The sequence below is a fragment of the Sulfurovum sp. genome, from assembly GCF_041562805.1.
Lineage (GTDB): Bacteria > Campylobacterota > Campylobacteria > Campylobacterales > Sulfurovaceae > Sulfurovum.
The window spans coordinates 1-18,127 of record NZ_JBFFOH010000045.1; the positions used below are offsets into that span (position 1 = coordinate 1).

General features: G+C 37.1%; 21 protein-coding genes and 1 tRNA gene. 17 read left to right on the forward strand and 5 right to left on the reverse strand.

All coding sequences use genetic code 11. The features are described 5' to 3' along the window. The 12 genes from ABYK33_RS07270 to ABYK33_RS07325 form a co-directional block, all read left to right on the forward strand. The coding region (locus ABYK33_RS07270; RefSeq protein ID WP_373032395.1) for a cation diffusion facilitator family transporter at positions 1-675 on the forward strand (675 nt) is incomplete at its 5' end. Further along, the gene (locus tag ABYK33_RS07275) at positions 675-1,340 is read left to right on the forward strand and encodes a uroporphyrinogen-III synthase (protein ID WP_373032396.1); all 666 of its coding nucleotides are present in this window, start codon (positions 675-677) and stop codon (positions 1,338-1,340) included. The genes ABYK33_RS07270 and ABYK33_RS07275, both read left to right, overlap by 1 nt. Before the next feature lie 358 nt (positions 1,341-1,698). Then, a complete protein-coding gene (gene purD, locus ABYK33_RS07280; protein WP_373032397.1) occupies positions 1,699-2,967 on the forward strand; it encodes a phosphoribosylamine--glycine ligase in 1,269 nt (422 codons plus the stop codon). 9 nt (positions 2,968-2,976) lie between these two features. Continuing rightward, positions 2,977-3,432 carry an RDD family protein gene (locus ABYK33_RS07285; RefSeq protein ID WP_373032398.1) on the forward strand — a complete coding sequence of 152 codons (456 nt, stop codon included), beginning with the start codon at positions 2,977-2,979 and terminating at the stop codon, positions 3,430-3,432. Then, on the forward strand, positions 3,425-5,542 hold the full coding sequence (locus ABYK33_RS07290) for an LPS-assembly protein LptD (RefSeq protein ID WP_373032399.1): 2,118 nt from the start codon (positions 3,425-3,427) through the stop codon (positions 5,540-5,542). The genes ABYK33_RS07285 and ABYK33_RS07290 overlap by 8 nt, the downstream gene beginning before the upstream one ends. Then, positions 5,542-5,814 (forward strand): DnaJ domain-containing protein, encoded by a 273-nt coding sequence (locus ABYK33_RS07295; protein ID WP_373032400.1) that lies wholly within the window; start codon positions 5,542-5,544, stop codon positions 5,812-5,814. The genes ABYK33_RS07290 and ABYK33_RS07295 overlap by 1 nt, the downstream gene beginning before the upstream one ends. Continuing rightward, positions 5,792-6,478, forward strand: coding sequence for a phosphoribosyltransferase (locus ABYK33_RS07300; protein ID WP_373032401.1), 687 nt, complete (start codon positions 5,792-5,794; stop codon positions 6,476-6,478). Before ABYK33_RS07295 ends, ABYK33_RS07300 begins: the two co-directional genes overlap by 23 nt. A 77-nt stretch (positions 6,479-6,555) precedes the next feature. After that, a complete protein-coding gene (locus ABYK33_RS07305; protein ID WP_373032402.1) occupies positions 6,556-8,688 on the forward strand; it encodes a polyribonucleotide nucleotidyltransferase in 2,133 nt (710 codons plus the stop codon). 166 nt (positions 8,689-8,854) lie between these two features. Then, a complete protein-coding gene (locus tag ABYK33_RS07310) occupies positions 8,855-9,166 on the forward strand; it encodes a F0F1 ATP synthase subunit C (RefSeq protein WP_309495388.1) in 312 nt (103 codons plus the stop codon). Positions 9,167-9,264: 98 nt separating this feature from the next. Beyond that, positions 9,265-9,350, forward strand: a tRNA-Leu gene (locus tag ABYK33_RS07315). Positions 9,351-9,714: 364 nt separating this feature from the next. After that, positions 9,715-9,996 (forward strand): HU family DNA-binding protein, encoded by a 282-nt coding sequence (locus tag ABYK33_RS07320; protein WP_373028963.1) that lies wholly within the window; start codon positions 9,715-9,717, stop codon positions 9,994-9,996. A gap of 127 nt (positions 9,997-10,123) precedes the next feature. Continuing rightward, positions 10,124-10,924, forward strand: coding sequence for a DUF5718 family protein (locus tag ABYK33_RS07325; RefSeq protein ID WP_373032403.1), 801 nt, complete (start codon positions 10,124-10,126; stop codon positions 10,922-10,924). Between the two features lie 35 nt (positions 10,925-10,959). Here the strand turns inward: ABYK33_RS07325 and ABYK33_RS07330 are convergent, their stop codons facing one another. The 3 genes from ABYK33_RS07330 to dnaJ all read right to left on the reverse strand — a co-directional run bounded on the left by ABYK33_RS07330 (position 10,960) and on the right by dnaJ (position 13,455). Further along, on the reverse strand, positions 10,960-11,607 hold the full coding sequence (locus ABYK33_RS07330; RefSeq protein ID WP_373032404.1) for a ferritin family protein: 648 nt from the start codon (positions 11,605-11,607) through the stop codon (positions 10,960-10,962). A gap of 10 nt (positions 11,608-11,617) precedes the next feature. Next, the gene (locus ABYK33_RS07335; protein WP_373032405.1) at positions 11,618-12,133 is read right to left on the reverse strand and encodes a ferritin-like domain-containing protein; all 516 of its coding nucleotides are present in this window, start codon (positions 12,131-12,133) and stop codon (positions 11,618-11,620) included. 194 nt (positions 12,134-12,327) lie between these two features. Next, entirely contained in the window at positions 12,328-13,455 is a 1,128-nt protein-coding gene (dnaJ, locus tag ABYK33_RS07340) for a molecular chaperone DnaJ (protein ID WP_373032406.1), read from the reverse strand. A 101-nt stretch (positions 13,456-13,556) separates the two neighbouring features. Here dnaJ and ABYK33_RS07345 point away from each other — a divergent pair, with 101 nt between their 5' ends. Further along, complete coding sequence (locus ABYK33_RS07345; protein WP_373032407.1) at positions 13,557-13,850, forward strand: Dabb family protein; 294 nt, start codon at positions 13,557-13,559, stop codon at positions 13,848-13,850. Beyond that, positions 13,850-14,419, forward strand: a complete 570-nt coding sequence (recR, locus tag ABYK33_RS07350) for a recombination mediator RecR (RefSeq protein ID WP_373032408.1) — start codon at positions 13,850-13,852, stop codon at positions 14,417-14,419. The genes ABYK33_RS07345 and recR overlap by 1 nt, the downstream gene beginning before the upstream one ends. A gap of 20 nt (positions 14,420-14,439) precedes the next feature. Here recR and ABYK33_RS07355 read toward each other — a convergent pair whose 3' ends face one another. Together ABYK33_RS07355 and ABYK33_RS07360 are read right to left on the reverse strand one after the other, a co-directional pair. Continuing rightward, the gene (locus tag ABYK33_RS07355) at positions 14,440-15,483 is read right to left on the reverse strand and encodes a DHH family phosphoesterase (protein WP_373032409.1); all 1,044 of its coding nucleotides are present in this window, start codon (positions 15,481-15,483) and stop codon (positions 14,440-14,442) included. Positions 15,484-15,582: 99 nt separating this feature from the next. Beyond that, positions 15,583-15,978, reverse strand: a complete 396-nt coding sequence (locus tag ABYK33_RS07360; RefSeq protein ID WP_373032411.1) for an Rrf2 family transcriptional regulator — start codon at positions 15,976-15,978, stop codon at positions 15,583-15,585. A 149-nt stretch (positions 15,979-16,127) separates the two neighbouring features. Between ABYK33_RS07360 and rpsO the strand changes: the two genes are divergently transcribed. The 3 genes from rpsO to ABYK33_RS07375 form a co-directional block, all read left to right on the forward strand. Further along, positions 16,128-16,397: a 30S ribosomal protein S15 gene (gene rpsO / locus ABYK33_RS07365; RefSeq protein ID WP_373032412.1), complete on the forward strand. Its 270-nt coding sequence runs from the start codon at positions 16,128-16,130 to the stop codon at positions 16,395-16,397. Positions 16,398-16,630: 233 nt separating this feature from the next. Then, the gene (gene grpE, locus ABYK33_RS07370) at positions 16,631-17,176 is read left to right on the forward strand and encodes a nucleotide exchange factor GrpE (protein WP_373032413.1); all 546 of its coding nucleotides are present in this window, start codon (positions 16,631-16,633) and stop codon (positions 17,174-17,176) included. A gap of 139 nt (positions 17,177-17,315) precedes the next feature. After that, on the forward strand, positions 17,316-18,127 hold an 812-nt coding region (locus ABYK33_RS07375; protein ID WP_373032414.1), incomplete at its 3' end, for an Hsp70 family protein.

Here is an 18,127-nt window from a genome sequence, read left to right on the forward strand (position 1 = left end):
ATTATTACTATCTCCGGTATTTATATTATTTATGAAGCCATTAAAAAATTAAACAAGGGAACTGTCACTACATTACTTACCCCCTCTATCTTGGCAATGGTATTTTCAATTATCGTAACCTATCTTTTAGTGAATTATCTCTTGAAAGTGGCAAAAGAGACAGACAATCTAGTCATTAAAGCGGATGCTTTGCATTATAAGACGGACCTATGGAGTAATGCTGCTGTTCTTGTAGCATTAGGGCTGGTATATATGACAGGTATTGATGCGATTGATGCAGTATTTGGTTTAGGTATAGGTCTTTATATCATTTACTCTGCATATGAAATAATACAAGAGGGTATAGAGATACTTTTAGACCGTGCTTTAGATGGAGACATGGTGGCAAATATCGGGGAGATCATATCTAATCACCCTGAAGTGACTAGTTACCATTGGCTTAAAACACGTACGGATGGTAGTACGAACTTTGTAGAATTTCATATGGTCTTACGTCCCAATATGTTACTGCTTGAAGCACATCGTATTGCTGATCAGATAGAAGATCAGATTTTTTTACTTGATACAAAGAAAAATTGGATCATCACACCGCACTTTGACCCCTATGATGATGAAAATATGAATGTTGCAATGCTTAATGGTAAACATTTATCCAGAGTGAAAAAAGAGAACTGATGGTTAATAAAGATGGTATGATTTATCTTTTATCACCTTCGTCTAAAGAAGGAACAATACATCTGCCTATGATACGATTTTCACTTCTCCCATCAACGATAGATCTTTCAAGATGTGACACACTTATGTTTACATCGAAACAGGCGGTTAAGAGTGCAGAAGCATTAAACCCTGAATGGAAAAAATACCCTTGTTTGGCCATAGGTTCAGCCACGGCAAAAGAGATAGAGTCTTTGGGTGGTAAAATAGACTACAAACCCAAATCATTTTATGGTGAAACATTAAGTCAAGATATTATCACTCAATTTCATGATAAAAAGATTTTGTATCTACGCCCTAAAGAGATCTCTTTTGATTCAAAAAACTTTCTCTCTAAAGAGGGATTGGAAATTGAAGAACAGATCATATATGAGACATCCTGTATCCGCTATAACAAAAAAGACAAACCAGGTAAAAATGCAATTATTATCTTCACATCCCCCTCGACCATTCGTTGTTTTTTGAAAAATTTTGAATGGGATGAGAGTTATATAGCCATTGTCATAGGTGAATCTACACGAATACATCTGCCTACAGATGCATACTATGAAGTGGCAGATGTACCACTTATAGATGCATGTATTGCAAAAGCAAACGAAATTTTACTCACTTCTAACTCCAAATAGGTTATAATAAATTCAACCTAGGTGATGCGACGACTGTATTTGGGGTCCAACATTAATCTTAGTGGGACATGTAGTCTCTTGGTGCGTGGAAGTTTTCATTTGAGTTTGACTTGGTCGGCGAGAAATCATCCCCTAAAGAGAGACTCTCTCCTGCACTGTTGGCTATATAGGGCCGACTTTAAGCAGAACGCTCACCCGGGGATATTAGGCATTGTCATTGCACGCATAGGACTTTGGAAAGCTTATCGACGAACAGGAAGTTCGCCTCAGATCTTTCCAAAATCCTCTACGCACAAGCACAAGGTCTATTATCACTTACAAAATACCCTTGTTTTGGTTATAACTTTTGGAGAATTTTATGAATGTATTGATAATAGGTGCAGGTGGTAGAGAATATTCTATTGGCTTGGCATTGACTAAAGATGAAAATGTAGAGAAGATCTATTTTTCACCGGGTAATGGAGCTACGGATGAATTAGGTGAGAACTTAGATATCAGTGATTTTTCAAAACTTGCTGACTTTGTAGAAGCGAATGATGTTGATCTCACTATCGTTGGGCCTGAAGGTCCGTTGGTTGATGGTGTTGTAGATGTATTTGAAGCTAGAGGTCTTACGATCTTTGGACCTACAGCTCAAGCTGCGCAACTTGAAGGTTCAAAAATTTTTATGAAAAACTTTCTTGCACGTCACAATGTTCCTACAGCAAAGTATATCGAGACTGACTCTCTTCAGGATGCATATGATTTTATTATGACACTTGATGCACCGATTGTGGTAAAAGCTGATGGGCTTTGTGGTGGTAAAGGTGTAATTATCGCACAAAGTCACGATGAAGCAAAAAAAGCTGCGGGTGAAATGCTCTCAGGTAACTCATTTGGTGATGCTGGAACAAGTATTGTTGTTGAAGAGTTCCTGGATGGCTATGAGCTTTCTGTATTTGCCATCTGTGATGGAAAAGATTATGTGGTTTTGCCTGCTGCGCAAGATCACAAAAGACTACTCAATAATGATGAAGGTCCAAATACAGGTGGTATGGGGGCATACGCTCCGACTCCACTTGTCAATGATGAAATTTCTCGTAAATTGAATGAGAGAGTTATAGAGCCTACACTTAAGGGCATGGAAGCTGAAGGTATGCCATTTACAGGTGTGCTTTTTATCGGTGTTATGGTGGTTAAAGGTGAGCCTATCATACTTGAATATAATGTACGTTTTGGTGATCCAGAATGTGAAGAATTGATGCCACTGCTCAAGTCTCCAGCTTCTGAACTGTTCTATAAGGCAGCAACGGGTGATCTTAAAAATGCAAAGATAGAGTTTCATGATAAATATGCAGTGGGTGTAGTTATGGCAAGTAAAGATTATCCGTATAAAAGTACACCTCCAGCAGAGATCATCGTTGATGATATTTACCATGAAGATGTAAGTGAAAATGCACATATCTCTTATGCAGGAGTGACACGTGGTGAAGATGGAAAACTTTATGCAAGCGGTGGTAGAGTTTTGGTATGTGTAGGTATCGGTGATAGTATTAAAGAGGCACAACAACGTGCTTATATGCTGGTAGGTCAAGTGCACTTTGCTGGAAAGCAGTGTCGTACAGACATTGCATATCAGGCACTATAGGAACTAGGGATGTCTGAACCTCAGTCCTTATCTATCGCAAGTAATCAAAAAAGAATTGCTTCTTTTGTCATAGATGATATTGTCATTACGCTTTTTTTTATTATTATTTTTTATGATCAGTTTTCCGCAGTATTTTCAAATATTACAGTGGTAGATGAAGCAGCACTTGAGAATGTTAATGCTTTTATCGCGCAAAATCTTTTGGTAGTACTCTCTATAAAGCTCATTTATCATACTGTATTGGTGTGGCAAAATGGTATGACGTTAGGCAAGTATCTGATGAAGATAAAAGTGATAGATCTGGAGACGGGAAATACCCCCGGTTTTCTAAAAGCATTTTTACGTGCTTCAATAAGAATTCCAAGTGAAGTACTATTTTATTTGGGGTTCCTTATGGCATTCTTTGTTCCCCTTACACAAACGCTTCACGATAAAATCTCTAATTGCGTAGTTGTTAATGACTAAAAATATTTTCTTTTTTCTTTTATCTATTCTAGTGACTATGCAGATATTGTCTGCTGCAGCAGATGAAAGTAAAATTGAGATCACAGCAAAACATATTGACGCTACAAAAAATATAGTTAGTGCAACAGATGATGTCGTTGTTTATTATGAAGACTCTGTGATCAAAGCATCTTCTGCACACTTTGATAAAATCACTAAAGTACTTGTGCTTGATGGTGAAGTTCAAATGCTTGGATACGAAGGAAGTAAGATTCATACCAATCATATTGAAATTCATACTGACACACAAGATGTGACTTTTGATGAACTTTTTCTTGTAAGTGAAAATGATGTATGGATCTTTTCAGATGATGCACAGAAACAAGAAGGTAATTATACTTTAGGTGCATCACTCCTTTCAAGTTGTGATGTTTCAGACCCTTTATGGAAAATGGTTTTTTCAAGCTCATCGTACGACAGTGAGGCGCAGTATATGAAAATATATGGTACAAAAGTATACTTGTGGGATGTTCCTGTATTCTATACACCATATTTGGCTTTTCCCACCAATAAAGGAAGAAGTTCAGGATTACTTTTTCCTGCTTTTGGATATTCATCAAATGAAGGATTCATGTATGAACAGCCTATCTTTTGGGCTATTTCCCCAGACATGGATATGGAGTTTAACCCACAGATTAGGACCTCAAGATCTGTAGGACTTTACAGTACATTGCGTTTTGTTGATTCTGCGTATTCATCTGGAGAGTTGAGGGCAGGATATTTTAAAGACAAGACAGATTATATAGAAGATAATCTTCTTCCCGATGACAGTCACTATGGAATGGAATTTAATTATGAATCTTCTAAAGTATTCTCCGATAAATTACCCTCGGGTTTTACAGACGGTTTATATATTAATACAACATATCTCAATGACATTGATTATCTTAATTTACAAAAAAGCAAATTAGATCATTTTGGACTTGTTCCTTTACAGGAATCACGAGTAAATTATTTTGCTTATAATAATGACTACTATACAGGGCTCAATGCCAAATATTTCATAGATACAAGAGAAGAAAGCAATGATGAAACAATGCAAATTCTTCCATCGGTACAACTTCATAAATATCTGAATCATTTTATATGGAATAATTTAACTTACAGTGCAGATATTCAGCTCAATAATTTTGACAGAAAAGAAGGTGCTACACTCCGTCAGGCAGAACTCAAAATACCTTTAGAGTTCACAACCTCATTTTTTGATGATTTTTTAAATCTCTCTTTGGGTGAAGAGTTTTATTATAGTAAATTCTTTTTTGGTAATGGAGATTATGTTCATGATGACTATGAATACTATAGTAATATCCATAAAGTCAAGCTCTTTACCGATCTGACAAAAAAGTATGATGGTTTTGTACATGTACTGCAACCTTCTTTGGAATATATTAAACCAGGAAGTGAACATCAGTCTCCCGTAGAGTTTTCTTCATTGAGTGATGAACAACAGGAGCTATTTACTGTTGGATTACCTGAAGAGCACTATGCTTTCAGTTTAAGTCAATACTTTTATGATGACAATATGAAATTAATGTTCTATCAAAGGTTTACACAAAGGTATTATCTGGACAGAGAGTATGAACTTGCTGACATGAGTAATGAAATGCAGTATAATTGGAACAAATGGAAACTATATAATAATACAGACTATTCTCACGAATATGGAAAGATACGTGAAACATCCAGTCATATTGCATTAAATGACACAGAGTATTATTTGAGTGTAGGGCATACCTATAAGCAGATTTTACCTGATGAGCCTGATTCCAGCACAGCGAATGATATGAGTTTGAGTTTTGGGTACACGGTCAATGAACAGGTAAAATTAAATGGTGGTTTTACCTATGATGTAGATGACACCTCCAATAACCAGTGGAGGTTTGGTGGAAGTTATCATCGTGATTGTTGGAATGTTGCTGCTTCCATTAGACAAGATATTACACCTAGACCTACAGGCTATACTACAGATAATTCCTTCTATGTGCAGTTGAATTTTATTCCTTTTGGTGGTGTGGGCAGTGGTGGTGATACACAATTTGATCGTGTAGACAGTGGTGGAGATACACAATAATGAACATCAACCCCACTGAAGAGATAGAAAAAGCGTTAGAGATACTAAGTCTGCCTAAGTTGATAAGTCGCTCTGATATAAAAAAACAATACCATTTTTTGGCTAAAAAGAATCATCCTGATCTAGGAGGTGATGTTGAAAAGATGGAACAGTTAAATCATGCCTATAGATTATTGATGAAGTATATAGAAGAGTTTCGTTATACTTTTGATGAAGAAGAAATTTCTAAACAATTCCCAGGAGCAGATTATGCCCAGCGATTCAAACCCTAATGCGTATTTTGAAGATAGAGAAGATGCCTCCAAGCAGTTGATTGAGACGCTTCCTATAGAACTACTCTCAAAAAATGAAACGGTAGTGATAGGTGTAAGTGAAGGAGGGGTTTATTTTGCAGATCAGATATCCAAGGCTATTGAGGCACAGATGGATATCCTCCTGACAGAGCCTATTTTAGCACCTAATAACCTTGAGTTGGCTATTGCAATGGTTTCTGAAACAGAAGAGGTGGTAATGCATAAATCACTTATCGATGCTTTTGAGATCAATGAAGATTATGTGTATGGTGAAGCAAACAGAAAGTATGAAGAAGAAGTACTCTCTTATGTATATAAATACCGAAAAGGAAAGGATCTGATCTCTCTTGAAGGGAAGTATGTCGTTTTGGCTGACGAGTGTATAGAAACAGGACTCACTATGATGGTTGCACTTAAATCAGTCATTGCAAGAGGTGCTAAAAATATTTATATCGCAACACCTATTTTAGATAAAGGTGTATATCAAAATTTGCTTACGGTCTGTGATGGTGTATTTTGCCCTCATACGATACAAGACTATATTTCGATAGAATACTATTATAAAGATTTTCAAAAATTAAATTTTGAAGAGATATCATCCATGGTTAATCATCAAGAAGTAAAAACCGGAGAAGAAGACTAAACATATTTTGATGACGAGAAATATTTAAAGCAGCGTGTAGTTAAAGCACTAAACAGATAATAAGGAAAGATAAACGAATGAAAGAACAAATGATAGAGATCAATGTAAACAGTCTTGAAGAAAAATATGAATTTAATAAAATTGCGAAGCAAGCAAGTGGCGCAGTCATGTACAGACAAGGCAAAGCTGTACTGATAGCAGCAGTTGCTGTAGATGAAAAAGCAGTAGATGAAGATTTCCTTCCTTTGACTGTTCAGTATATAGAAAAGTCTTATGCTGCAGCAAAGATCCCTGGTGGTTTTATCAAGAGAGAGACGAAGCCTGGTGATTTTGAAACATTGACCTCACGTATCGTTGACCGTTCTTTACGTCCATTATTTCCTACAGGGTTTCATTATCCTGTAACGATTACAGTAATGGTAGTAAGTTCAGATTCAGAAGTTGATATGCAAGTAGCAGCTTTGCATGCAGCAAATGCAGCACTTTATGTTTCAGATATACCGGTAGCTACAAGTATAGCTGCTGTAAGAGTAGGTACTGTGGGAGACGATATAGTTATCAATCCGACACTCACGCAACAAGCCCAAAGCGAACTTGACCTTTTGGTTGTAGGTTCTGGTAAAGATATAGTGATGATAGAGATGCGTACACTTGCTACAGAAGGTGAAGAAGGTCAAAATGCCAATGAGTTTGATGAGTCAGCACTGGTTGATGTCATTGCTATGGCAGCAGAAGCTATAGATGCATCAACAACAGCTTATGTAGATGCCTTTACACCTGTGGTAAGAGAACCTTTAGATCTTGCATTGGCTGAAGATAAAGTCGATGAGTCACTGTATGCAATGATTGAAAATAACTATGCTGAAGATGTTGAAAAAGCTATCTCGCATATGGCAAAAAGCGAACGTTCTACAGAACTTAAAAAAGTGCGTACAAAAATTATGGAAGCGTTAGAGGCTGAAGGTAAAGAAGCAGATAAAGAACTTGTTTCCAAAGTACTTGAACGTTATAAAAAAACAGTTGTAAGAGCAATGATATTAGATAAGAATATTCGTGCAGACGGCAGGGCACTTGATGAAGTGAGACCTATTAGCATCGAGACAAACCTTTTACCTTCTGTTCATGGTTCATGTCTCTTCACACGTGGACAAACACAGGCACTTGTCACGGTGACACTTGGTGACAAAAAAGATGGACAGATGTATGAACTGATCACTGAGAAAAATTCTCAGTCTGAGAATTTTATGGTGCACTACAACTTTCCAGGTTATTCAGTAGGAGAGGCTAAATACATTGGTGCTCCAGGTCGTAGAGAACTTGGACATGGTAATTTAGGGAAAAGAGCTTTAGAACCAACTTTAGATTTAGATTATGACGGCAGTATTCGTATGGTCTCTGAAATTTTAGAGAGTAATGGTTCTTCTTCTATGGCTACCATTTGTGGTGGGGCATTGGCATTACGTGGAGCTGAGGTCAATACTACAGCACTTGTAGCAGGTATCGCTATGGGTCTAGTGAGTGAAGGGGACAAGTATGCAGTACTTACAGACATTATGGGACTTGAAGACCATGATGGAGATATGGACTTTAAAGTAGCCGGTACTGCAAAAGGTATCACTGCGCTTCAAATGGACATGAAACTTGGTGGTATAGACTTAGCGGTACTTAGAGATGCACTACTAAAATCCAGCCAAGGTAAAAAACACATTCTTGGACTTATGGAAGAAGCTGAGAAAAACATTGTTTCAAGTACAGCATTGCCAAGTACAGAACATTTTACGGTACATCCAAGCAAGATAGTAGATATTATCGGTAAAGCCGGTGCAACGATACGTGAGATCATCGAGAAGTTTGAAGTCTCTGTTGATCTTGACCGTGATGTAGGTGGAGTGAAACTTTCAGGTGGAGATAAAGAAAAGGTAGCAGAAGCAAAGGCTCATATCGAAAGTATTGCATCATCTCCAGTGAAGAAACAGATGGAGTATAAAGTAGGTCAAAGCTATGATGGAAAAGTGAAGAAGATCGTAGACTTTGGACTCTTTGTTGAAATGCCTGATGGATTTGATGCATTACTACACATTTCAAAAGTAGCCAAAGAACGTGTGAACAACCTTTCAGAGAGATATAGTGAAGGTGATTCGATCACTGTAGTTGTGATGGAACAAAAAGGTAAGAAGGTCGAGTTGGCTACACCTGATTTTTTAGCGTAGGTTAAATCTTATTTAGATATAATCCCGTCGTTATTTGAAGTGATTAAGTAGGGAAATATAAGCATTTATGTTTATGTTGGCGATAATTTTTTATCGTTTACGCTATCCGAACAGACTTCTAGAACAGTCGAAGAGACTTAAAACCTACTAACTTAAAGGATATAAAATGAAAAAGTTTTTCTTACTTTTCTTAGCACTTGGTGCTGTTGCGTTTGCTGGTGAAGCAGATGGTGAATCTATGATTAAAGCATACTCAGTAGTTGCTGCTGGTGTTGGTCTTGGTCTTGCTGCTCTTGGTGGAGCTGTTGGTATGGGTCATACTGCTGCTGCGACAATCGCTGGTACTGCTAGAAACCCAGGTCTTGGTGGTAAACTAATGACTACAATGTTCATCGCATTAGCAATGATCGAAGCACAAGTTATCTATACACTTGTTATTGCTCTTATCGCTCTTTACGCTAACCCATTCATCGGTTAATCTTAAAGACACTAAAAGGTTGTGACGATATAATTCGTCACAATTTTTTGTTATTCCTCAGTTTTAAGTTTCTATAGTACTTTAACTATATCTACAATGCGCACGTGGTGGAACGGTAGACACGTCAGCTTGAGGGGCTGATGCACTTATGTGTGTGGAGGTTCAAATCCTCTCGTGCGCACCATTCTTTTAATCTCATACAAAATTACCTTCTTAATAATATTTTTTATTTATTCTGTGTTAATCTATTGTCTTGAAATATTTTATGATGTGCATATCATAAAAATTATTTTGCTGGACATTTACTTCAGTACCGTTGAGACCGAGTTTTAAGGACTGGCTTGAATCAAAAATGATTTTAAAGTATCATGTAATATAATTTCTTCATATATTAACTATTAGAATAGTAAATAACTTAATGTTATGTTTAGTCTTTTTTTAAACAAATCGCCATTAAATGCCGTAAAATAGGGCTTTTTGTGATTATTTTATCTTTTTTTAAGAGTTTCTTGTGTTATAATGATTCCATCTTAAAACAAGGAAGAAGAATGACAAAAGCAGATTTCGTAGAATTAGTACAGAAAAACGGTGAGTTTGAGAGCAAAGCAGCAGCAGAAAGAGCGGTAAAGGCATTTATCTCTTCAGTAACTGAAGCATTAGTAAAAAAAGAAACTGTATCATTGGTAGGTTTCGGAACATTCTCAACAGTAGATGTAGCTGAAAAAAGTGGTAAAGTTCCAGGAACTGATAAAACTTATACAAAAGCAGCACACACTGCACCTAAATTCAAAATGGGTAAAACACTTAAAGACGCTGTAGCAGGTAACTAAGTTCACCCTTTTATCTACCGCCTTTGGCTGGTAGGTACTCTTCATTTTTATTTCATCTAAAACTTTTTAAAACACCCTATAACCATCCCTAAGATATACTACGTTAATACTTTGTCTAAGGATTTTTATGCAATTACAAGATACGATATGTTTAGGTGTAGCAGGAAATTTTGCACACCATTTAGAACAAGCAGGCGAACTTAAAGACTTTGAAAATGTAATTACTGCTGAGCCAGATGCACCTAAAGGCATCTTTCCTTTTTATTTGCCTGGATCAGATACTTTTTTAGGGTTATACTCTATAGGTACTGATAAACTGGAACTTCCTGATTATGAAGCAAATGCCCAAGTTGAACCGGAGATAGCTGTACTTTTTGATGTTGTGTATGATGATGAGAAAAATGTAATCGATATGATCGCTCAAAAATTTACAACTTTTAATGACTGTACCATTCGTAAAGAGGGCGCAAAAAAGATATCAGAAAAAAAGTCTTGGGGGCTAAACTCTAAGGGGATCGGTGACAAATGGATCCCTATTGATAAATTTGAAGAGGGTGGTGTGATGGATAACTATCATCTATGCTCTTTTGTGAAGCGTGAAGGGGTAGTACACCCTTATGGAGTCGATGCACCACTACTTGGTTACTCTTACTTCTACACAAAGCTTAAAAGATGGCTCATAGGCAAAATGAACACTCAAGAAGATTTTGGACCACTTGAAGATATATCAGAGCATCTTAAAGCAACGAAGTATCCAAAGCAGGCACTTATTTCAATAGGAGCAACTGCTTATGCAGAATTCGGTGAGAAAAATTACCTACAAAGTGGGGATGAAGTTTATGTGATCGCATATGATCAACGTATTCAGAGTGGTGACCTTGAAGCAGCAGATACAAAAGTCATGCTGCATCAAAAAGTCGAGGGTTAATCTCGACTTTAATTTTGGCATTTCTTTACTAATGTTTAGTAAAGATTCTCGCGTTTGAAATACTCTTGTCCTACTTTACACAAAGGACATGCTTTTGGCGCTTTCTTACCTCGATGTACATGACCGCAAACCTCACAGACCCAGTACTCTTCATCATCACTCTCAAAGAAGCCATCTTCGATCATAGCTTGTTTAAGTGCTTCATATTCTCTTTCATGTTCTACTTCTACTTTGGCAATGGCATTGAAAAGACGGGCAATCTCTTTATGCCCCTCTTCTACAGCTATAGCAGCGAAGTTAGGATACATTTCAGTATGTTCATAGTTTTCACCTTCCATACCTGTCTCAAGGTTTTTTAATGTACCTTCAAGTTCTTCTCCATCTACCATTTTATGATACGCTTTATACTCTGCTCTAGCATGCCACATTTCATTAATAGCTGCTTCTCTGAAGTGACGTGAGATAGCGTGCCAACCTTCTTCTTCAGCAATATCGGCAAAAAGATCATATTTGTTTCTTGCCATACTCTCACCAGCAAATGATTTCATAAGATTTACAGCTGTTAAATTATCAGTTGTACACTCCATCTCTTGACCACAACAAGAAAGAGCTCCTCCTCCTACTTCCTGTACTTCTATCTCATTACCGCATTTGTTACATTTATATGTTTCGTACTGTCTCAATTTATTTTCCTTATTTTATATTTTTCTTGATATCTGCTATAAACTCAGTGATATCATCATGTAGTGATTGCAAGTCTTCTTCGTGTTCTACTTCATCTGCAAGTATTTCAGAGACTATGTCATAGGTTACAATGTCTTTGTCTCTTGTCATATCAGCCAGTTGTGAATAGATTGAAATGGCACACTGCTCACCTTTAATAGAGTCTTCAAGTATACTGACCACATCAAAATCTTTTGGTTCTTCATACCCACAGTTAGTGTGGGTAAACCACTCTTGAGGATGGAGTAGAGGTGTTCCTCCTAGTTGTAGGATCCTATCAGCTACCATGTTTGCATGTCTAAGTTCATCGGTGGCATGTTGTGTGAGTTCTGCTATGGCAGCATCTTTCATGATACCCTTGATGACCTTTGCTTCTATGAAGTATTGATAATAGGCTAACCATTCATCCGCATACGCTTTATTTAGTGCAGTAATAATCTCACTGATCTCTACACCTTTGATAATTGAATTACCTTTTCTTGCCATGATCTATCCTTTCTTATAAACTAAAGGAAAAAAATTATCCTTTAAAGAAGTATAACGCGTTTAAACTTAAAGGAAAATAATTATCGGTTGCGAAGTATATAGGATAATGGCATATGAAAATTGAAGATGTAAAAATGTAGGTATAAAGGGAATAAAAAAAGATTGGGCAGTGAAGCACTGCCCAAAGAGAATGTTTAGTTTTTGAACCAGCTTTTAACTCTGTCAAAGGCAGAATCAAAAGTATTTTTATGAGGACGGCTCTCTACGCCATAACTCTCCTGGAGTTTTTCTAGGAGATCTTTTTGTTCGTCGTTGATCTTCTTAGGGAGTACCATACTAATTTGTGCAACAAGGCGACCTTTTCTGCCACCATGAACATCAGCCACACCTTCACCGGCAAAGACAAATTGTTCTTTATCTTTAGTACTTTGTTTAAGTTCAAGCTCTAATTCACCATCCAATGCAGGGATTGAGATAGTTTCTCCCAATATAGCTTGCGTGAAGAATACAGGTACTTCTATGTAGATATCATTTCCATTACGTATGAAGTTTTCGTCCTCTTCTACATGGAATGTAAGGTAAAGATCACCACGTTGTCCATTTTTAGATTCATTACCATGGCCTTGTGCTCTAAGACGGTTACCAGAGTCTACTCCGGCAGGGATATTTACCGTGACTGTGTCCTCTTCTTCATGATATCCTTTACCATGACAGCTTCCACACTCTTCTTTAATACTTTGACCTTGACCTTGACATTTTGGACATGTTTGTGCAAATTGCATTGGCCCTTGTCTCATAAGCACCTGACCTTGCCCTTGACAGTAGTCACATGTTTCTAGTTTAGCATCTTTCGCACCTGTACCTTCACAGTCACCACAAGGTGATTTGTAGCGAATGTCTATTTTCTTTTCGCAACCAAAAACTGCTTCATGGAATTCTAATTGAAGTTCTATTTCAAAGTCTAGTGCATATTTTTGGCCTGGGTCTCTACGTGCTCGACCAAAACCTCCACCTGAACCACCAAACATAGAGTTGAATATATCCATGAAATCATCCATATTTCCACCGCCAAATCCGCCGCCCATGCCGCCTTGGCCTTCAAGACCGGCTTTACCGTAACGGTCATAGATACTTCTCTTTTTCTCGTCACTGAGTATCTGATAGGCTTCGTTTACAACTTTGAATTGATCTTCTGCTTCTTTATCATCAGGGTTTCTGTCTGGATGGTATTTCATTGCAAGTTTTCTGTATGACTTTTTCAGTTCTGCACCTGAACAGTCTTTACTTACTTCAAGTACTTCATAATAATCTAATTCTGTCATTGATATTTCTCCATAATTTATTCATCATATTTTTGGGAATAATTTTGGCGAATTCTACCATAATTTAGTTATAATCACAAAAATAGTTTTAAAGGTCCAGTATGCTCGTACATATCGTCATGTTTAAGTTTAAAGAAGAAAACAAAAAAGCCAATATTATTCAAGCTAAACAAATGTTAGAAAATCTTATGGGTGCGGTTCCCAGTTTAAGAAGTATGGATGTAGGTGTTAATTTTATTGAAGCTGACAGGGCAATGGATCTGAGTATTATTGCAGTATTTGAAAGTAAAGAAGGACTTGATGCCTATGATATCCACCCAGAACATCAAAAAGTGGTCACTTTTATTAAGTCTGTGGTTGAATACTCTAAAGCATCTGATTATATAAGAGACTAATGAAAAACTATAAAATAGAAGCATTTGAAAACTTGGTAGATGCTTTTGGATCTTTACCATCTATCGGTAAAAAAACAGCGATACGTTTAGCCTACCATGCAGTGATGGAAGACGGATTTGCTGCGATGAAACTGGCTCATGCTCTGGAAACCGGTGTAAATACTATCCAAAAATGCAGTAAATGCCATAATATGAGTGAAGATGAACTGTGTACGATCTGTTCTGATCCTTATCGTGATAATACAAAGCTTTGCATTGTACAAAGTGCTAAAGATATCTTGACCATAGAAGAGAGTGGACAGTTTGATGGTGTGTACTATGTTGTTTCAGAAGTACGTGACCTAGATGAAGATCATCTTTTTTATGCAGTTGCAGGTGTCTCTGAGATCATTTTTGCGTTCCCTCCAAGCATTGCTACAGATACGATGATTCTGTATATAGAAGATAAGCTACAAGGTCTTAATATACACTTTACCAAGATCGCCCAAGGGGTACCAACAGGTGTAGAGTTGGACAACATAGATGTGATGTCACTCTCACGTGCATTAGTAGCGAGAGTGAAGATATAATCCTACTCAGGATTTAAAGTTTATTCGCACTTCTTATCGATATAGTCCTGGACAAACTTACGTACATCAGCATAGACAAAAGAGTCTTTGTATCCATCTACCTTCCCGCCACTTGCATTAGGGTGTCCTCCACCGTTACCGATATGTGCAGCCATGGCAGAGACATCCAATTTGTTGTTGCTTCTAAGTGAAAAGTGCCCTCTGAAGTTAATATCCATATAAAAATCGTAGTCATCATTCTCTACCATACAGGCATTGCCTATGATAGAAGCATTTCCTACGTTGTAGCCAAGTATCCCTTTGTGGCCTTTGTAGTCTATAGTAAGACGTTGTCTGTCCGTAGTTAGTAGTTCTGTTACATAATAGGCAACAAGGTTGTCCTTGGTGTTGTTTTGTGTTTGTCTAAAAAATGCTTTTTTGATCTGGTGTAGATCATCATCTAGTTGGATGGGCGCATCTTCATCATTGACTCTTTGTTTCGCTGCTTCAATCAGGGAGAGCTTAAAGGCTCTATCCTGTGCAGGAAATAAAATACGGTTTATTTCTCTTGCTCCGGAGATCATACCAAGCATGACTTTCCCATATTCAAAGAGGGTATCGTCATTGACCCATATGTCTATGGCATTGATAGCTTTTACGATGCTGGCTAAATCATTGGCCTTATCAAAGTCATAATGTTGCTGTAACCAGTCATAAGTGATGAGAGTAGCACAACGTGTTGTATCAAGTTTATACCAGGCAAAACGCTCCGCAGCTGAAGCACCTGTAGCATGATGATCAAGTAACTGAAGTTTCGCACCAATACGTACAGCTTCTTTTTCTATCCAAGTACCTTCTTTTGTTGTGAGGTTGAGGTCTGTTATGAGGATGAGTGCTTCGATATCATCTCCATGTAAGAACTTATCTTGTTCTATTTTTTTAACGATTTCACCCATTCTTGCAGGTACTTCTGGACCATAGTTTGCATTATAGCAGTCGATGGTGTCGAAACATTGTTGTGAGAGATATTGGCAGCCATAGCCATCAAGGTCTATATGGGAGAGGTGGTAAACGTGTTGTTTCATAAAAATATGCCTTTTTGAGGTTAAAATATAAGTGTATTATACAATGAAGTACTTGTAGGGTCGATAGAACCGACCCTGAAGAGGAATTAGTAGTGTGGGTTAAAGTATGTCACCTAGTGTTAAACCATTTAAAAAGTCATCAATCTTTGTTTGGAAATTCATGAGAAACGGTGAGATGGCACACGTTCCAATGGTTCCATTTGGACAGTTATTTATAGTGGTACAGTCAAAAACAGCTGGAGACTTACCTTCAGCAGCAAAAATAATGTCACTCACATTGATCTCATTGACATCTTTAGCCAAGATAAATCCACCATGTGCACCTTTACGTGATTCTAGAATACCTTGTTTTGCAAGACTTTGCAATATTTTTGCAAGAAAGCTTTTAGGGATACAAAGTTCAGTTGCCAATTGTTCTGCACCAATGGGGGTGTCAGATTTTCGTATAACATCTAAAGAGAGTAGAGCATATTCGCTTGCACGGGTTAATAGCATAATTGGACCTTTCACTTAATTAAGAGTATTTTACTCTAATTTATATTAAAGTAGACATGAAATGAGTCAATATTTGTCTAAGCTTATTATGATATGATTGCGTTTCCAAAGAGATTTTTTGGAAATTAAATACCAATCAGGAGGTCATAATGGCTTTAGATCAGGCGAAAAAAGCAGCAATTATTGCTAAATACGCAAGAGGCGAAAACGATACAGGTTCAACAGAAGTTCAAGTAGCACTTATCACAGATAGAATTACTTACCTTACAGAGCACCTTAAAACAAATAAAAAAGATCACTCTTCAAGACTTGGACTACTTAAACTAGTAGGTCAAAGAAGAAGACTTATGAGATATCTTAAAAATACAGATCTTGGTAGATGGAATACTATCAAAACAGATCTTGGTATTAGAAACTAATACTTTTTACCTGTATCAGCCTCTTGGCTGATACATTTTACATACATACATCCACTTTTATTTTTCCTAACTTTTATTTTCACACTACATCTCTAACCTATAAACACGTACTTATTTCCAAGTTTAGTCAGTTTCACTCAACTAGTACTTGACAAACATGCACTCAATGTTGTATAATTATATTAAGCATTAGATATTAAGATGCAATATTTATAACAAAAGGAGGTCTGTAAATGAGTCAAGAGAATGAAAATCTTGAAGAGTCTCAGACTGAAGAAGTCGAAACTCCAGAGGATAACGAAACAGAAGAGACTGTAGAAGTTGATCCTTTAGAAGCTGCGCTTGCAGAAGCTGCAGAGTATAAAGATAAATATCTTAGAGCCCATGCTGACTTTGAAAACTCTAAAAAGCGTTTAGAAAAAGATAAAATGAATGCAGTGTCTTATGCAAACGAAAGTTTTGCAAAAGATATTTTAGCGGTCATGGACTCTTTTGAGAATGCATTGGCTTCAATGGAAGAGAGTGAAGACAGCACTGAAGTCTTGGAAAAGATGAAAGAGGGTGTAAACCTTACACATGAACAACTCAAAAAGGTTTTAGAAAAAAACCATATCAAAGCAGTTGACTGTGAAGGTGAATTTGATCCGGAAGTACATCAAGCTATTATGCAAGTCGAAAGTGATACGCATGAAACAGGTGATGTGGTTCAAGTGATGCAAAAAGGATATACGATAAAAGATCGTATTTTGAGACCTGCAATGGTTTCAACCTGTAAATAAAAAGAAAGAAAAAGCGATTAGTCGCGTGAGCCTACTGCTGAAGTTATCGAAGAGTATAGCTTTAGTAAGGCGCAGTGACAACGTAGTAAAATGGACTTTGTTCATTTTGCGTTAAATAAATAATAATTAAGGATTTAATATGGCAAAAGTATTAGGAATAGATTTAGGAACAACAAACTCTGCAATGGCAGTGTTTGAAAATGGTGAAGCAAAGATTATCGCTAACAAAGAAGGTAAAAATACTACACCTTCTATCGTTGCGTTTACAGATAAAGGTGAAGTACTTGTAGGTGAGTCTGCAAAAAGACAAGCAATCACAAACCCGGAAAAGACAATTTACTCTATTAAGAGAATTATGGGTCTTATGATGAGTGAAGAGAAAGCAAAAGAGGCACAAAGTAAGCTTCCATATCACATTATTGACAGATCTGGTGCGTGTGCGATCGAAGTTGCAGACAAAACATATACACCTCAAGAGATCTCTGCAAAAGTACTTATGAAAATGAAAGAAGATGCAGAAGCATACCTTGGTGAGACTATCACGGACGCTGTTGTTACTGTACCTGCATATTTCAATGATGCACAAAGAAAAGCAACAAAAGAAGCGGGAACGATCGCAGGTCTTAATGTACTTCGTATCATCAATGAGCCTACATCAGCTGCACTTGCATATGGTCTTGATAAAAAAGAATCAGAGCAGATCGTTGTTTACGATCTTGGTGGTGGTACATTCGATGTTACTGCACTTGAGACTGGTGACGGTGTTGTTGAAGTTATGGCAACTGGTGGTGATGCATTCCTTGGTGGTGATGACTTTGATAACAAGATCATCGATTATGTAGCTGAGCAATTTAAATCAGATACTGGTATCGATGTGAAAGCGGATGTGATGGCACTTCAAAGAGTTAAAGATGCAGCAGAGACAGCAAAAAAAGAGCTTTCTTCATCAAC

What these genes read in the sequence shown, in the direction of transcription:
- ABYK33_RS07325 (WP_373032403.1), top strand. Translation starts at nt 10,124, where the DNA reads ATGCAATTACAAGATACGATATGTTTAGGTGTAGCAGGAAATTTTGCA.
- ABYK33_RS07335 (WP_373032405.1), bottom strand. Translation starts at nt 12,133, where the DNA reads ATGGCAAGAAAAGGTAATTCAATTATCAAAGGTGTAGAGATCAGTGAG.
- grpE (WP_373032413.1), top strand. Translation starts at nt 16,631, where the DNA reads ATGAGTCAAGAGAATGAAAATCTTGAAGAGTCTCAGACTGAAGAAGTC.
- recR (WP_373032408.1), top strand. Translation starts at nt 13,850, where the DNA reads ATGAAAAACTATAAAATAGAAGCATTTGAAAACTTGGTAGATGCTTTT.
- ABYK33_RS07320 (WP_373028963.1), top strand. Translation starts at nt 9,715, where the DNA reads ATGACAAAAGCAGATTTCGTAGAATTAGTACAGAAAAACGGTGAGTTT.
- ABYK33_RS07310 (WP_309495388.1), top strand. Translation starts at nt 8,855, where the DNA reads ATGAAAAAGTTTTTCTTACTTTTCTTAGCACTTGGTGCTGTTGCGTTT.
- ABYK33_RS07305 (WP_373032402.1), top strand. Translation starts at nt 6,556, where the DNA reads ATGAAAGAACAAATGATAGAGATCAATGTAAACAGTCTTGAAGAAAAA.
- purD (WP_373032397.1), top strand. Translation starts at nt 1,699, where the DNA reads ATGAATGTATTGATAATAGGTGCAGGTGGTAGAGAATATTCTATTGGC.
- dnaJ (WP_373032406.1), bottom strand. Translation starts at nt 13,455, where the DNA reads ATGACAGAATTAGATTATTATGAAGTACTTGAAGTAAGTAAAGACTGT.
- ABYK33_RS07285 (WP_373032398.1), top strand. Translation starts at nt 2,977, where the DNA reads ATGTCTGAACCTCAGTCCTTATCTATCGCAAGTAATCAAAAAAGAATT.
- ABYK33_RS07295 (WP_373032400.1), top strand. Translation starts at nt 5,542, where the DNA reads ATGAACATCAACCCCACTGAAGAGATAGAAAAAGCGTTAGAGATACTA.
- rpsO (WP_373032412.1), top strand. Translation starts at nt 16,128, where the DNA reads ATGGCTTTAGATCAGGCGAAAAAAGCAGCAATTATTGCTAAATACGCA.
- ABYK33_RS07300 (WP_373032401.1), top strand. Translation starts at nt 5,792, where the DNA reads ATGCCCAGCGATTCAAACCCTAATGCGTATTTTGAAGATAGAGAAGAT.
- ABYK33_RS07290 (WP_373032399.1), top strand. Translation starts at nt 3,425, where the DNA reads ATGACTAAAAATATTTTCTTTTTTCTTTTATCTATTCTAGTGACTATG.
- ABYK33_RS07345 (WP_373032407.1), top strand. Translation starts at nt 13,557, where the DNA reads ATGCTCGTACATATCGTCATGTTTAAGTTTAAAGAAGAAAACAAAAAA.
- ABYK33_RS07355 (WP_373032409.1), bottom strand. Translation starts at nt 15,483, where the DNA reads ATGAAACAACACGTTTACCACCTCTCCCATATAGACCTTGATGGCTAT.
- ABYK33_RS07275 (WP_373032396.1), top strand. Translation starts at nt 675, where the DNA reads ATGGTTAATAAAGATGGTATGATTTATCTTTTATCACCTTCGTCTAAA.
- ABYK33_RS07360 (WP_373032411.1), bottom strand. Translation starts at nt 15,978, where the DNA reads ATGCTATTAACCCGTGCAAGCGAATATGCTCTACTCTCTTTAGATGTT.